This is a genomic window from Streptomonospora arabica (assembly GCF_039531585.1).
GTDB lineage: Bacteria > Actinomycetota > Actinomycetes > Streptosporangiales > Streptosporangiaceae > Streptomonospora > Streptomonospora halophila.
This window is the reverse complement of the sequence record NZ_BAAAQI010000018.1, coordinates 82,528-96,743: the sequence shown is the minus strand read 5'-3', so window position 1 is coordinate 96,743 and position 14,216 is coordinate 82,528. Positions and strand designations below refer to the sequence as shown.

Genomic DNA, 14,216 nt, shown 5'->3' with positions numbered 1-14,216 from the left:
CAGGGGTGACATGAGGAGAGCAGGCCCCCGGCGGCGATGATGAGAAGCGCCAACGACCCATCGAGCCACCGGAAAGGACCTGCTCTCGTGTCCCACCGTAATGCGCCTCTGTCCGCCGAGGGACGCCGTCGCCTCGTAGAGCGCTGCCAGGGCCGCCCGATCTCCCACGTAGCCGCTGAGATGGGCATCTCGCGGGCGTGTGCCTCCAAGTGGGTCAACCGGTACCGCCGCTACGGTGCGACCGGCCTGTACGAGCGCTCCTCGGTCCCGCACCGCAGTCCGCGGGCCGCCTCGGGCGCGACCGTCGCCGCGATCGAGGCCTGGCGGCGCGAGCACAAGTGGTCCGCGGCCCGGATCACCGCCGAACTCGCCGCCTGCGGCACCATGCTCGACCGGCGCACCGTCACCCGCCATCTGGCCCGACTCGGTCTCGCCCGGCGGCGGTTCATCGACCCCGCCGGCGCGTCGAACCGCGCTCCGGGCCGGATCACCGCGTACTGGCCCGGCCACATGGTCCATCTGGATGTGAAGAAGGTCGGCCGCATCCCCGACGGCGGGGGATGGCGCGTGCACGGCCGCGACTCCGCGCAGACACGAGCGGCCGACCGGGCCAAGAGCGCCGGGGCCGCGGGCGGTTACCTCTACCTCCACTCCGCCGTGGACGGGTTCTCCCGCCTGGCCTACACCGAGGCGCTGGGCGACGAGAAAGGCGCCACCGCGGCCGCCTTCCTGGCGCGGGCGAAGGTGTTCTTCGCCGCCCACGGCATCACCCACCTGCATCGGGTGGTCACCGACAACGGCGCCTGCTACCGCTCGCAGGTCTTCTCCCGGATCGTCGGCCGACGCACCAAGCATCGCCGGACCAGGCCGTTCAAGCCCCAGCACAACGGCAAGGCCGAGCGTTACCAGCGGATCATGGCCGAAGAGGTCCTCTACGCCCGGTCCTACGGAAGCGAGGGCGAACGCTCAGCGGCTCTGGCGACCTGGAACATCCACTACAACTACCATCGGCCGCACAGCGCCGCCGGCGGCCAGCCTCCGGTCTCACGTCTCCATGCCGCTGTCACCAACGTCCAGCCCTCATACAGCTAAGCCCGTTCAGCCGCGGCGGGTGCGGTCAGGGCGAGCACGAAATACAGCCCGCCGCCACGCGTCCGATACACAGATCCGAGAGTCCGTCCGCGCCAGAATGAAAACGCCAGCAGGTGGTATGGGGAGAGATTCCACCGCGCGCCCTGTTTGTCATAGACGAGTCGGTCCTGCTGCACCCTGTGCGCGCCGAAGGGGCTCGGCCCTTCCGGCCCGCGCCGGCCCGCGGCCCCGTGCCCGACCGTGCCGGTCGCTCCTCCATCGCCGGTCATTCCTCCATGCCCTCGGCGATGGCCATCTGCACCTCGATCGGGTCGCGGCGGGAGATCCACAGCGCGCGGCCCGGCGGCATGCGGCGGGGCCGGATGCTGCCGAACAGCACGCCCTCGGACTGCGGCGCCGAGAACAGCACCGCGGGTGCGTTGCCGTCGATCATGGTGCGGATGACCGGGTCGGAGGCCGCGCGGCTGAACCCGCCGGCCGCGTGCACCAGGATCAGGTGCATGCCGATCTCCGCGCCTTGGGAGAGCATCGGCTGCAGCGGCGCGAGCGGGCTGGGCCCGCTGCCCGACATCATCTCGTAGTCGTCGACCACGAGGAACAGTTCGGGCCCGGTCCACCAGTCGCGGCGGCGCAGCCGCTCGGGGGTGATGTCGGGGCCGGGCAGCCGCTCGCGCATGGCGCCCGCGGCGGCCTGCATCATCTCCTGCATGCTCTCGCCGGTGACCGCGTAGCCGAGCTGCATGTCGCGCGGTACGGCGTCGAAGAGCTGGCGCCGCTGGTCGACCAGCACCACGCGGGCGCTCTGGGCGTCGTAGTGGTCCCGGATGGCATTGGTGATGTGGCGGACCAGCGTGGTCTTGCCGGTCTCGGTGTCGCCGACGACGATCAGGTGCGGTGTGGCGGAGAAGTCGTGCCAGAACGGCTTCATCCGGCGGCCCTCCACCCCCAGCGACACCTTCAGCCCTCCGGTCTCGGTCAGCTCGGAGGCCGGAAGCTCGCGGGCGTGCAGGACCGGGGGCAGGGTACGCACCGCCGGCGCCTGGGGGCCGTCGCCCCACCCGTCGGTAACGCGCGAGATCAGGTCGCTGACGCCCGCGGACAGGGTCACCGGGTCGGCACTGCCGTCGGCGCGCGGCAGGCCGGTGAGGAAGTGGTACTTGTCCTCGGTGATGCCGCGGCCCGGCGTGCGCGGCACGGTCTGGGCGGCGCGCATGTGCACGATGGAGTCGACCGGGTCGCCGAGCCGCAGCTCGAAGCGGGTGCCCAGCAGGTCCCGCAGGCCGGTGTGGAAGTCGGCCCACCGGGGCGAGGCCACGACGACGTGGATGCCGTAGTTCAGGCCGCGCTGGACCAGTTGCAGGATCGAGGAAACGTGGTCGGCGAACTCCTGCCGGATGGTGCCCCAGCCGTCGACGACCAGGAAGACGTCTCCGTAGGGGTCGTCGGCGAACTCGCCCGCCGCCCGTCGGCGCCGGTAGGTGGCCATGGAGTCGATGCCGTGCTCGGCGAACTGCGCCTCGCGGTTGGTGAGCAGTTCGTGCAGCTCCAGGATGGTGCGGACGATGCGCCGCTCCTCGGTCCGCGCGGCGACGCTGCCCACGTGCGGCAGCCCGTTGAGTGTCTGGAGCACGCCGCCGCCGCAGTCGATGCAGTAGAACTGCACCTGCGCGGGGGTGTTGAGTACGGCGAGGCTGAGCATCAGCAGGGCGAGCGCGGTGCTCTTGCCGCTCTGCGGACCTCCGGCGATGCCGACGTGGCCGCCGGCGCCGGTGAGGTCGGCTTTCAGCGGCAGCCGGGTGTGCTCGAAGGGGCGGTCGATGATGCCCAGCGGCACCTCCAGGCGCCCGCTCCCGGTCCAGGCGAGTCCGCCTTCCGGCAGGTGCACTCCGACCATCGCCAGCAGTTCGTCCATGCGCAGCGGTACATCAAGCGGCGGCAGCCAGATCTCGCGGGCGGGCGGCCCGTGGTCCATCAGCCGGTCGAGGGCCGCCGAGATCAGTGTGGGAGCGGAGTCGTCCTCGGGTTCGGGCTCGGGCGCCTCGTCCACCGGTTGGGGCTTGGGCACGTAGTCGTCGGAGAACACGACGACGCCCTGCGGCCCGCCCTCCCGGCTCACCGCGCGCGGCTTGGTGCGGTAGGCGCCGGACACGTAGGCGGCCTTGAACCGGGTGAGCGTCTCGATGTCGCTCTTCAGGTAGCCGCTTCCCGGAACGGGGGGCAGCTCGTAGGCGTCGGGCACGCCCAGCACGCCGCGGCTTTCCATCGCCGAGAAGGTGCGCAGGCCGATCCGGTAGGAGAGGTGGCCTTCGAGCTGGTGCATGCGGCCCTCGTCCAGGCGCTGGGAGGCCAGCAGCAGGTGCACGCCGAGGCTGCGGCCCAGGCGCCCGATCATCACGAACAGGTCCATGAAGTCGCGGTGGGCGGCCAGCAGCTCGCTGAACTCGTCCACGACCACGAGCAGACTCGGCATGGGGTCCATCCGCGGGTTGGACTCGCGGGCCTTCTCGTACTCGTGGATGGAGGAGAAGTTGCCGGCCGAGCGCAGCAGCTCCTGGCGGCGGATGAGCTCGCCGTGCAGCGCGTCCTGCATGCGGTCGACCAGGATGGCCTCGTCGGCGAGGTTGGTGATCAGCGCGGAGGTGTGGCGCAGCTTGTCGAGCCCGATGAAGGTGGCGCCGCCCTTGAAGTCCACGAGGACGAAGTTGAGGGTCTCGGGAGAGTGGGTGAGGGCCAGCGCCAGCACCAGGGTGCGCAGTAGTTCGCTCTTGCCGGATCCGGTGGCGCCGATGAGCATGCCGTGGGGGCCCATGCCGCCCAGGGCCGACTCCTTGATGTCCAGCTCCAGCGGCCCGCCGTCGGCCGCGATGCCCAGGGGGACGCGCAGCCGGTTCTTGGGGTGCTGCTCGCTCCATGAGCGCTGCACGTCGTGCTCGTACAGGTTGGAGATACCCACGAGCGAGGTCAGCTCGAAGTCTGTGGTCAGCGGCTCGGTGACCTCGGAGGTGAAGCCGATCCGGTAGGGCGCCAGCAGCCGGCCGAGGCCGGCGGCCCGGTTGGGTCCGAGGGAGTCGGGGCGGCCGAGGGACGTGGTGACCTGCCGCCCGTTGTTGTCGCGGGAGAGCATGACCAGCTCGCCCTGCTCGACTTGGAGCGCGAGCGTGTAGGGGTCGTCCTCGGGCGGCATGGGGTCGTCGAGCTCGATGACGACGCCGTTGCGGTAGCCGCCGCCGAGGAACCGCGAACCGGCGGGGACCTTGCCGCCGTCGAGCACGATGACGGTGAAGGGCTCGTCGCGGTTGGGGGACGCGTCGGGGTCGAAGCGCGGGCGGTCGGCGAGGTCGGGCCCGATGAGTGATTCCAGGTCGACGGCGTCGGCGGCCATCAGCCGCGTGGAGCCGACGCCGTCGGTGTCCGTGGCGTGCTGGTTGTGCGGCAGCCACTTCAGCCACGCCCAGGCCGGACGCATCTCATCGGAGACGCACGCGGCCACCCGCAGCTCGTCGTGCGGATGGGCGACGGCGAGCTGGCCGACGAGGGCGCGCACCATGGCACGGGATGCCTCGGGGTCGCCGCGCAGCGAGATGCGGGCGTAGCCGCGCAGGTAGACCAGCACCGGCTGGTCCTGGACCGTGGTGTAGGCGCGGACGAAGCGGCGCAGCGCGTGAGCGCTCAGCGGTTCCAGGTCTTCGACGGGTTTGGACGACAGCGGCGCGATGGTCATCGCCATGGCCTGCTCGCCGACTCCGATCCGCACTTCGGCGAAGTCGTCGTCCTCGGCCCGGCGCTCCCACAGCCGGGAGGTGCGCACGATGGACCACAGCGCGTCGGGGTGCGGCGCCCGCCACAGCATCGCGTCGCGCTGCTCGGTGACGACCTCGCGCAGCCTGGTACGCATCTGCTTGAGGTAGCGCAGATAGTCCTGCCGGTCGCCGTTGAGCTTGTTGCGGCGCTCCAGCTGGGCGCGCACGTACTGGCCGCCGAGCATCACCACCGCGCCGACGAGCATCATGCCTCCGGCGAGGTAGACCATGAGGTCGCCGCCCCCGCCGCCACCGCCGCCGCCCCTGCCGATGTAGCGCGGAACGATCAGCAGCATCATCGACATGGAGGTCATGGCCATCGGCATGTACATCAGCACCGAGGACATGGTCGATTCGGGTTCGGACAGCTCCGGCGGCTCCTGGAGCGAGATCGTGCCGGACGGCATGTCGGGGCCGGGCCGGCGCGGCGGTCGGCGGACCAGGATCGTGCTCACGGGGTCCTCACCCTCACCAGACGTTTCCTTCGTCGTCGACGACGTTTCCCGCACACGCCGCGGCCGCGTTCGTGGCCGAAGGCACTGCCGGGCCGGTCGGGGGCGGGCTCGGCCCTCGTGCGGACGCGCCGTACCCGAACATCGCGAAAACGCCGCGGCAACCGTCCGGTACCTGATCGGTAAGCCCGCCACAACGCCGCCGTTGGGACGGGGATGCGGTGTTGGTTACCACGGCGCTACCCTCTAAACACTAGCGTTGCCATGTGGTATCAAGTATTCGCAACAAATATCCAACATACTGCCAAACAGGCCGCGCCTCCTTTCAGCCGCAGCTCTCCTCCCCAGCCGCAGCCCACAACTCGGCCGTGCCGCCTGTCGCCGCTTCCGCCCCCCGAGAACCGCACCTGGGTAGGCCATGAACGACACCACCGCTTCGGACCTCTGCCGCCTGCAGATCCGCGCACCGAACCGGTCGTTCGAGATAGCCGCGCCCACTGCCGTCCCCGTCGCCGAGCTCCTGCCCACACTGGTCCTCTACGCCGAAGGCGACGAGGGCGAGGACCTGGACGAGAGCGGCCTCGAACACGACGGCTGGGTGCTCCAGCAGTTGGGCGACGATCCGCTGGACGAGGACGAGACCCTGGACTCGCTGGGCCTGTGCCACGGCGAGACCCTGTACCTGCGGCCGCGCCGCGACCAGCTCCCGCCCATCCACTTCGACGACCTCATCGACGGCATCGCCACCGGCATGGCCGAGCGGCCGGACAAGTGGCGCCCGGCGTTCACCCGGGTGCTGCTCCAGTCGCTGGCGCTGACCGGGCTGCTGCTCGGCCTGGCGGTACCGGCCGTGGCCGGATTGACCCTGCTGACGGCGGTGACCTGCGCCGCCTCGGCCGTGGTCATGCTGATCTCCGCGTGGGCGGCCTCGCGGGCCATGGGCGACCTGCCCGCCGCGTCCGGGCTCGCCGCGACCGCGGCGCTGTACATGGGCACCGCGGGCGCGGCCATGCCGACCGGGGACCCCGGGACCGCGCTGCTGGGCGCCCAGCTCGTGACCGGGGCCATGACCGCAGCGGGGGCCACCGTCCTCGGCGTCGCCGCCGTCGCCGGCGCGGTCCCGTTCTTCTCCGGTCTGATCACCGCCGAAGCCCTGATCGTGCTGGGCGCCCTGGGCCTGATGCTGCTGCCCAACGGCACGCCGCCCGCCGTCGCCGCCGCGCTCGGGCTGCTCACCCTTCTCGTGGGCACCTATTCGCCCCAGCTCGCCTTCCGGCTCTCCGGTCTGAGGCTGCCGCCCCTGCCATCCAACCCCCAGCAGCTCCAGCAGGGCATCGACCCCTTCCCCGCACGCGGCGTCCTGGACCGCTCCGCGCTCGCCGACCGGTTCCAGAGCGCGCTGCTGGCGGCCACCGGTGCCGTGCTCACCGCGTGCCTGATCGTCCTCGCCCTCGCCGAGGGCTGGGTGGCCACCACGCTGTGCATCCTCGTGTCGCTGGTAATGCTGCTCCAGACACGCGGTCTGGCCGGCGCCTGGCAGCGGGCGTTCATGACGGCGCCGCCCTGCCTCGGCCTGGCGACACTCGTCGTGTCCTTCGCAGCCTCCACGGGGGCGGTGGGACGCTCGTTGACGCTGCTCGGGGTCTTCGCGGTGGTCACCGTGCTGGGCGTGCTGTCCTGGAGCCTGCCGGGCACCCGCCCGCTGCCGCACTGGGGCCGCGCCGCCGAGATCATCCAGTCGCTGATCACCATCGCGGTCTTCCCGCTCGTCCTCGCCTCCTTCGGCGTTTTTTCGGTGATCCGGGCGATCGGCGGCTGACATGCAGACGCGACGCGACCGGGTACAGGCCTACAACTTCACGGTCGGGCGGCTGGGCACGGCCATGCTGGAGGCCGATCCCGACGCCGCCGACCAGCCCATGCGCCGGACCCGCACCGGCAACTACCTCGGCGTCGCCATCGGCGCACTGATCTGCGTCGGCTTCCTCGTCTGGGGGCTGATCTTCCCGGGAGGCGCGACGTCCTGGCAGCAGGAGGGCCGTCTCGTCGTCGAGAAGAACTCCGGCGTCACCTACCTCTACGGCAGCGGGGAGCTGCGGCCGGTCGCCAACTACGCCTCGGCCCGCCTCGCCTCCCAAGGCGAACCCCAGGTCAGCCGGGTGACCGCGGAATCGCTCGACGGCGTCCGCGTCGGCAGCCGCATCGGTATCCCCGGCGCGCCCGACGCGCTGCCCAATGCCGAGACGGCCGCGGACAACCTGTGGCGGCTGTGCGCCCTGCCTCCGGGCGAGGACGGCAAGGGCCGCAGCGCCCTGACCGTGGGCCCCGACCCCGGTCCGGGCATCCCGCTCAGGGACAAGGCCCTCCTCGTCGCCGGGCCCGACGGAGACCGCCACCTGCTGTGGGACGGCCGACGCCTGCGCATCGACGCCGAGGGCGGCGCCCTGCAAGCCCTCGGCTACGGCACGGCGCCCGCCACCGCGGTGCCCGAGGAGTTCCTGGAGGCGGTTCCGGCGGCTCCCGACCTCTCCGCGCCCGACGTCGCCGGAGCCGGCGAGCAGGCGCCCGCCATCGCCGGGGCGCCCAGCCGCGTCGGCCAGGTGTTCGCGGTCGCCGCACCGGAGGGGCGCGAGGACCAGCACTACCTGCTCACCCGGGACGGGCTGGTACCGCTCACCCTGACCGACGCCCTGCTGCTGCTGGCCGACCTCGACGTGACCGCCGCCGCCTACCCCGGCGGCGACCCCGCGGCCGTCGCTATCCCGGCAGGCGAAGCCAACGCCAACCTGGCGTCCGGCGCAGAACCGGCGCGCCCGCCCGACAGCGGCATACCCGCCTCCCCGCCCGAGACGGCACCCCTGGACGCGGGCGTTGCGCCGTGCCTGGTGCCTTCGTCCGGCGACCTGGCGCTGGCGGTGTACGCCGTCGGCTCCATCACCGCGTGGACGGTGCCGGAGTCGACCGGCGTCGCCCCCGGCTGCCCCACCCCCGACCGGATCGGCATCCCCACCGGCGCGGGCGGCGTCGCCACCGCCTCCCCGGTCGGCGGAACCGCCGACGCCTCATCCGCCTACCTGGTGACCGACACCCCTGCCAAGTACCGCATACCGAGCGAGGAGGCGCTGACCGCACTGGGCTACCAGGCGAGCGACGCTCAGCAGGTACCGACCTCGCTGCTGCGGCTGCTGCCGACGGGCCCCGTGCTGTCCCCCGCCCAGGCCGCCCGGCCCGTCGCCGAGGCGGAGGGCGGCGGAGAAGGAGGATGCCCGTAACCGCCTCCGGACCGGCCGCCGAGACCGCCCGCGACCGACCATCCGACCGCAATGAAGAGCAGCCCGCCCGCTAACCGAGGAGGACCGCAATGGCCGGACAGACCAGGAGTACCGAGGAGGCCAACAGGCTCGCCCTGGAGGCCATGACCGACGCGCACACCACCTGCAACAACGTCTACAGCAGGGTCGACTCCGCTCGCGACAGCCTGCGTCCCTCGTGGAAGGGCGACGCTTCCACCGTCTACCAGGAGGCGCTCGTGCAGTGGCTGGAGGAGCTGCGGCTCATCGTCAACGACATGGGCCGGAAGATGGAGCAGTGGGGCGGTACCAGCACCAAGATGCGTGACACCGAGGACACCAACCTCGTCACCAGCAGCCGCTGGATGAACGACCTCAACCCGAACCAGGGCTGACCGGAGCCGCAACGGGCCCGTGCCCGGAATCGATCGAATCGACCGACCCTCCACGCGAAGGAGAGAACCATGAGCGGCTTCGAGATCACCTACGGCCGGGTCGCGGACGTGACCGGCCAATTGAGGACCGAGACCAACAACGTCTCCAACGCGCTCGACAAGCTCGCCGGCGAAATGGCGTCGGTGCGCTCGGAGCTCGAAGGCGACACCGCCTCCAGCTACGACGAGGCGATGGCGATGTGGCGCAAGAACGTCGACGACATGCGTTTCCTGCTCAACAAGGCCGAGCAGGCGCTCCAGCAGGTCGCTCAGAACTACAACGAGACCGACCTGCGCGAAGGCGCCCTGTGGGACGCCCTTAAGTAGGGCGCGACCAGAGCGGCGGAGTGCCGTCGGCGCGGTACCGTCCGCCGCGCCGGCGGCACACGGCCGACCTCGGGGAGGTTGCGGCCTGCCCTGGTGCGCTCGCCGCCCCGGCCGGTCCTCCGCCCTCGCGCTCCTCTCTCCCTTCTGCCTCCCGGCGGCAACGACTCCGCACTCCCCCGACGACCAGCCTGACGGCGCACCGGAGACCTAGGAGACACAGCCGTGTCCATTCCCCCTCGCGACAATTCCGGCGACGAGACCCCGGCCGCAGAGGACGAGCAGCCGCTCATCATCAGCGCCGATGCGCCGACCCCGTCGCCCTCGGACACCGAGGAGACGACGTGGGCGGACGGCAGCGGGTCCGGGCGTGTCACCCACGACCCCGAAACGGGGCGGATCACGATCGAGCAGGGCGACCGCGTCTTCACCGTCGACCGGTCGGACAAGGCCGCGGTCATCGACCCCGGAGGCGGCGGTGTCACCGTCGACCCGGACACCGGACTGATCCGCATGAACATGGGCGAAGGCGGCGGAGGCGCTCCCGGCGGCGAGCAGCCCGCCCCCCACGATGCCTCCTCCCCCGAGTTCCTCAAGAGCGTTCACGTCCGCCCGGCTGAGAGCGACGACCTGTCCCGCCCTCCGCAGAACCGCTCCGATGACCGGCCCGCCGACGCCCTTGATCACGGGGAACCCCTCCAGCTCGCTGACACCCGGCGGCTCGAACCCGTGGAGCCCGCTCGCCCCGCCGAACCCGTGGAGCCGGCGCGCCCCGCCGAACCCGTGGTCGACCGCGAGGCCGAGTTCCGCGCGGCACTGTCGCCCATGGTGGGGCGGGAGGGCGTTCCGGTACAGGAAGCGGTGCCGCTGGAGCCCGCATCGAGCACCAAGCTGGTCGAAGCGGTCGAAGCCGAACCCGCTCAGGCCGTCGAGAGGCGGCTGGTGGCGCTGACGGACGACGGCTCCGCGGGCGGCGACCAGGAGGGCTCGCACGACGAGGGCGGTGAAGGCGGCGAGGGGTCGCCGATCTCGCTGGGCGAGGACGGGCGGACCATCACCGTCACCTTGGACGGCCTGCACATCACGATCGATCCCGCGGCCGACACCATCGCGATCGACCCGGGCGACGAGACCATCAGCATCGATCCCGACACCGGGAAGTTGACCGTCGGCGACTCGGAGGGCGAGAAGACCGACGGAGACGCCGACGAGGGTGAAGGCGGGGAACCCGGACAGGTCACCGAGATCGGCTTCGACAGCGGCGGCGGCGAGGACGCCGCGGACGGCGAAGACGCGGACGAGGACGGCTCCGACCAGAACGGCGGAGACGGTGACGGCGCGGATGCGGACGCGGAGGTGGGCGAGGTAAGCCTCGACCCCGATACCGGAGAGATCGGCATCGACTACGGCGCCGACCCCATCACCGTGGTGCCCGGCGAGAACGGGGCCGAGGGCACGGTCATCGACCCCGGCGGCGCACCGGTGTCCATCGACCCGGAAACCGGCCTGCTGACCATCGGCACGCCACCCGAGGAGGGGGTGCGGAACGACGGCGGCGACCGCGAAGGCGGTGGCGGGGACGGGGAGGGCACGCCCGAGGATCCCAAGATCAGCATTGATCCCGAGACCGGGGCCACCTCCATCGACGCGGGCGAGCTCGGCGTCGACGTCGACCCGGAGTCGGACACGGTGACCATCGATCCGGGCGACGGCGAGTTCTTCATCGATCCTGAGACCGGGAAGATCTCCATCGTGCCCGCCGGCGAAGGCGACTCCGGCAACGGCTCAGAGAATCCAGGCGGAGACCAGGGCACAGGGGACAAGGGCGGCCCTTCCGAGGAGAAGGGTCACGGCGACCACGGTGCCCAGGACGACCAGGATGACCAGCACGGTCAGCACGACCAGGACGGTCAGGACGGTCAGGGCGGCGAAACAGGCGATACGGGCCAAGACCACCGGGACAGCCGGGACGACCAGCAGGGGCACGACGGCGACGACGGGCGTGGCCAGCCGGATCAGGACCGCCAGGAAGAACCGGACAGCCGGCCGGAGCACGGACTGGGACAGGCACAGGGGCAGGGCGACAGCGGCCCCGATGGCTCCGGGGACGACCCGCCGTCCGAAGGCGCCCCTGCACAGCAGGAAGGCCCCGGAGGCGACGGGGGTGACACCCAGCACCAGGCGCAGCCGATGGAGAGCCACGAGAACGACGTCCTGAAAAAGCTCTCGGACGAGCAACCCGGCCTTGACGGGAACGGCGCGTTCATCCCCGAAACCGAGACGGTCGACGCAAACGATTCGCCTCCGCAAGCGGACCCGGAATACGAGGCGAAGCGAACAGCACGTACCCCCGTCGCCGATACCGAGTCGACACCGTCCGAGAAGCCGGAAGGCAAGGGCGGTAAGCAGGGCGACGGCAATGGCGGTCAAGGCGCCGTCCCCGCTTCCCCCGCGACATCGTTCCAGCCCGTGACCACAACTGTCCCCGAGGACAGTGAAGACGAGGAGCAGGGCGAAGGCGGCGGTCAACCGGGGGGCCAAGACGACAACGGCAACGACGGCAACGGCGACGACGAGAAGGGCGGCCAGGATGACGAGGGGGACGACGGCAAAGGCGGTGACGAAGGCGGCGAGGACGGCGAAGGCGGCGACGACACGGGCGGCGAAGAGGACGAGAAAGGCGGTGGCGAGGACGAAAAGGGTGGCGACGACGACGGCAACGGTGACGGCGGCAAGGGCGGCGAAGAGGACGACCAGGGCGGTGACGACGGCAAAGGCGGCGACGGAGAGGGCGAGGGCGGAAAAGGCGACGTAACGGCCATCAACTACCGGATGGTCAGAGACTTCAACACGATTCTCAAGACTTTCCTCGCAGATCATCTGGAGGGCCACGAGGCGACGTTCCGGCGCTACCAGTCGACCGGCGACGGGGGCGGAGGAGATTTTCTCCGAATCGGGGACCCGAATTCGTTTTCTCCGGCCAAGGACGTGAAGTCCGTGGTCGACCCGTCGCTTCCGTTGATATTCACGGCCGTTAGTGACCTCCGCAAGGAACTGGAGCTCATCACCGAGCAGCTCGACAAGAACGTGATCACCTTCGAAACCCATGAAGACGACGAAGAACTCAGTCTGCAGGAACTGGTCGGCATCATCGGCGAGCCGCCGCAATCCGGCGGTTCCGGCGGCTACGGGGGATCGGACCAGGGGAACGGCCCTCCCGACGAAACGACGGGGGACCCCGGGGGGCAGAATGAGTGACGGGCCCGCCTGCACCGCTATCCGCTACCGCACGGCAGCCGACGTATGGAGGATGAGAATCCATGCCGCGTGAGGTCAGTGAGATCATGAACATCTTCGCCGACAAGGACGCAAAGGTCGGCACGAGCCATCATGACCGGATGGCGGACAAGGGTGTGATCGTCAATGAGCCCTGGCTTATCAACGGAAAATACTATCCGCCGTACAACTATTTCAACCAGCCGGACGACATCGAGCTGTGGTGGTCGTACAACTATTGGGAAGACCCCGTATGGAGCGGCGGCTACACCTGGTCCTACGACCGCAACGTCGGAACGCACTATGCCGGCTACCAGCTGAACGAGGCCATGTGGAACGACCACGAGCCGAAGTTCCGCGAGGGCCTCAAGCGGCTGACCGACGTGGCTCTCGATCGGGGGACCTGGTCCACCTCGTACGAGAAGGGGACGCTGACGAAGATCGCCCGCGAAGTGAACAACCTGGAAGTGGATCTTCGCGGTTTCGTCAGCGGCCCGGACGGAAAAGGCGGACTGGTAAAGCAGTTCGAGAATCTGAACCTCTCGGAGGACGGAGGGTTCAAGGGGACCGCCGCCGGCGCGTTCGGAAACCGGATCTACGAGTTGGCCACCCGGCTCCAGGACATGTACGAGCAGCTCAACAATATCGATGCACCGTTGAGCGAGATACCGGACAAACTCGCGAAGGAGCTCAGCGCCCTCGAAGAAGCGGTGAACGACTGGTATTACGACAAAAACACAAAAGTTTACAACATACTCTACGATTGGTACCACCATACCACTTCCGGAACCCAGGAGTGGAACCCGGAACGCGGGCAGTTCCATATAACCTACACTGACGGCGGCACTACGGGGATCGTTTCCGACCAGGATGAGAAAGAGGGCGACGGGCCCACGACGACGGGCATCCTCAACGAGCTCAACCGGAGATGGGAAGAGAAGTTCAAAGGCGTCGACGAGGCCGCCAACGCCCTTTATGAAGCGATGACCGACGTCTACAACACCGCCTACGGAAAAATCAAGCCGTTCGAGACGCCTATAGGCGAACAGCTTTCTCCCTACGAGACCACCGGAAACCAGGGCGGTGGCGGTGGTGGCGGCGGCGGTATTCCGGAGGACCTCTTCGAGGACGTCTTTCCGGAGGACATGTTCGACAATGTCTTTCCGGACGACATGTTCGAGAACGTCTTCCCGGACAACATGTTCGACGACACGTTCCCCGACGACATGTTCGACAACATGTTCCCGGACGACATGTTCGACAACCTCGGCGGACCCGACGGCGGCGGGTTGGAGGGGCCTCCCGGCGGCGGGAACTACACTCCGCCTCCCATTCCCGAGGGCTACTCCGGCCCCGGCGGCGACGGACTCGGCGGACCCGACAACAACCCCGGCAACTACACCCCACCCCCCATGCCCCAGGGCTACTCCGGCCCCGGCGGCGACGGACTCGGCGGACCCGACAACAACCCCGGCAACTACACCCCACCCCCCATGCCCCAGGGCTACTCCGGCCCCGGCGGCGACGGACTCGGCGGACCCGACAACA

The 14,216-nt window shown here is 70.0% G+C and carries 7 protein-coding genes and 1 pseudogene; 7 read left to right on the top strand and 1 reads right to left on the bottom strand.

The window, feature by feature from the left end; translation table 11 throughout:
- Positions 1–87: 87 nt before the first annotated feature.
- Positions 88–1,092 (top strand): IS481 family transposase, encoded by a 1,005-nt coding sequence (locus tag ABD284_RS22015; RefSeq protein ID WP_344146892.1) that lies wholly within the window; start codon positions 88–90, stop codon positions 1,090–1,092.
- A gap of 265 nt (positions 1,093–1,357) precedes the next feature.
- Here ABD284_RS22015 and eccCa read toward each other — a convergent pair whose 3' ends face one another.
- Entirely contained in the window at positions 1,358–5,347 is a 3,990-nt protein-coding gene (eccCa, locus tag ABD284_RS22010) for a type VII secretion protein EccCa (protein ID WP_344146889.1), read from the bottom strand.
- A gap of 415 nt (positions 5,348–5,762) precedes the next feature.
- On the opposite strand from eccCa, the gene eccD reads away from it, so the two are divergent.
- From eccD to ABD284_RS21980, 6 genes and pseudogenes are all read left to right on the top strand, one after another.
- Positions 5,763–7,163, top strand: coding sequence for a type VII secretion integral membrane protein EccD (eccD, locus tag ABD284_RS22005; RefSeq protein WP_344146886.1), 1,401 nt, complete (start codon positions 5,763–5,765; stop codon positions 7,161–7,163).
- Position 7,164: 1 nt separating this feature from the next.
- Positions 7,165–8,616: a type VII secretion protein EccB gene (eccB, locus tag ABD284_RS22000; protein ID WP_344146882.1), complete on the top strand. Its 1,452-nt coding sequence runs from the start codon at positions 7,165–7,167 to the stop codon at positions 8,614–8,616.
- An 89-nt stretch (positions 8,617–8,705) separates the two neighbouring features.
- Entirely contained in the window at positions 8,706–9,029 is a 324-nt protein-coding gene (locus ABD284_RS21995; protein ID WP_344146879.1) for a WXG100 family type VII secretion target, read from the top strand.
- 69 nt (positions 9,030–9,098) lie between these two features.
- A complete protein-coding gene (locus tag ABD284_RS21990) occupies positions 9,099–9,395 on the top strand; it encodes a WXG100 family type VII secretion target (protein ID WP_344146875.1) in 297 nt (98 codons plus the stop codon).
- Between the two features lie 510 nt (positions 9,396–9,905).
- The gene (locus ABD284_RS21985) at positions 9,906–12,650 is read left to right on the top strand and encodes a hypothetical protein (protein ID WP_344146870.1); all 2,745 of its coding nucleotides are present in this window, start codon (positions 9,906–9,908) and stop codon (positions 12,648–12,650) included.
- A 62-nt stretch (positions 12,651–12,712) separates the two neighbouring features.
- A pseudogene (locus ABD284_RS21980) lies at positions 12,713–14,216 on the top strand (hypothetical protein); the annotation flags it as partial.

Bases quoted from the DNA above. Each gene is read 5' to 3' on its own strand.
- ABD284_RS21995 (WP_344146879.1), top strand. From the start codon at position 8,706: ATGGCCGGACAGACCAGGAGTACCGAGGAGGCCAACAGGCTCGCCCTG.
- ABD284_RS21985 (WP_344146870.1), top strand. From the start codon at position 9,906: ATGAACATGGGCGAAGGCGGCGGAGGCGCTCCCGGCGGCGAGCAGCCC.
- eccB (WP_344146882.1), top strand. From the start codon at position 7,165: ATGCAGACGCGACGCGACCGGGTACAGGCCTACAACTTCACGGTCGGG.
- eccD (WP_344146886.1), top strand. From the start codon at position 5,763: ATGAACGACACCACCGCTTCGGACCTCTGCCGCCTGCAGATCCGCGCA.
- ABD284_RS21990 (WP_344146875.1), top strand. From the start codon at position 9,099: ATGAGCGGCTTCGAGATCACCTACGGCCGGGTCGCGGACGTGACCGGC.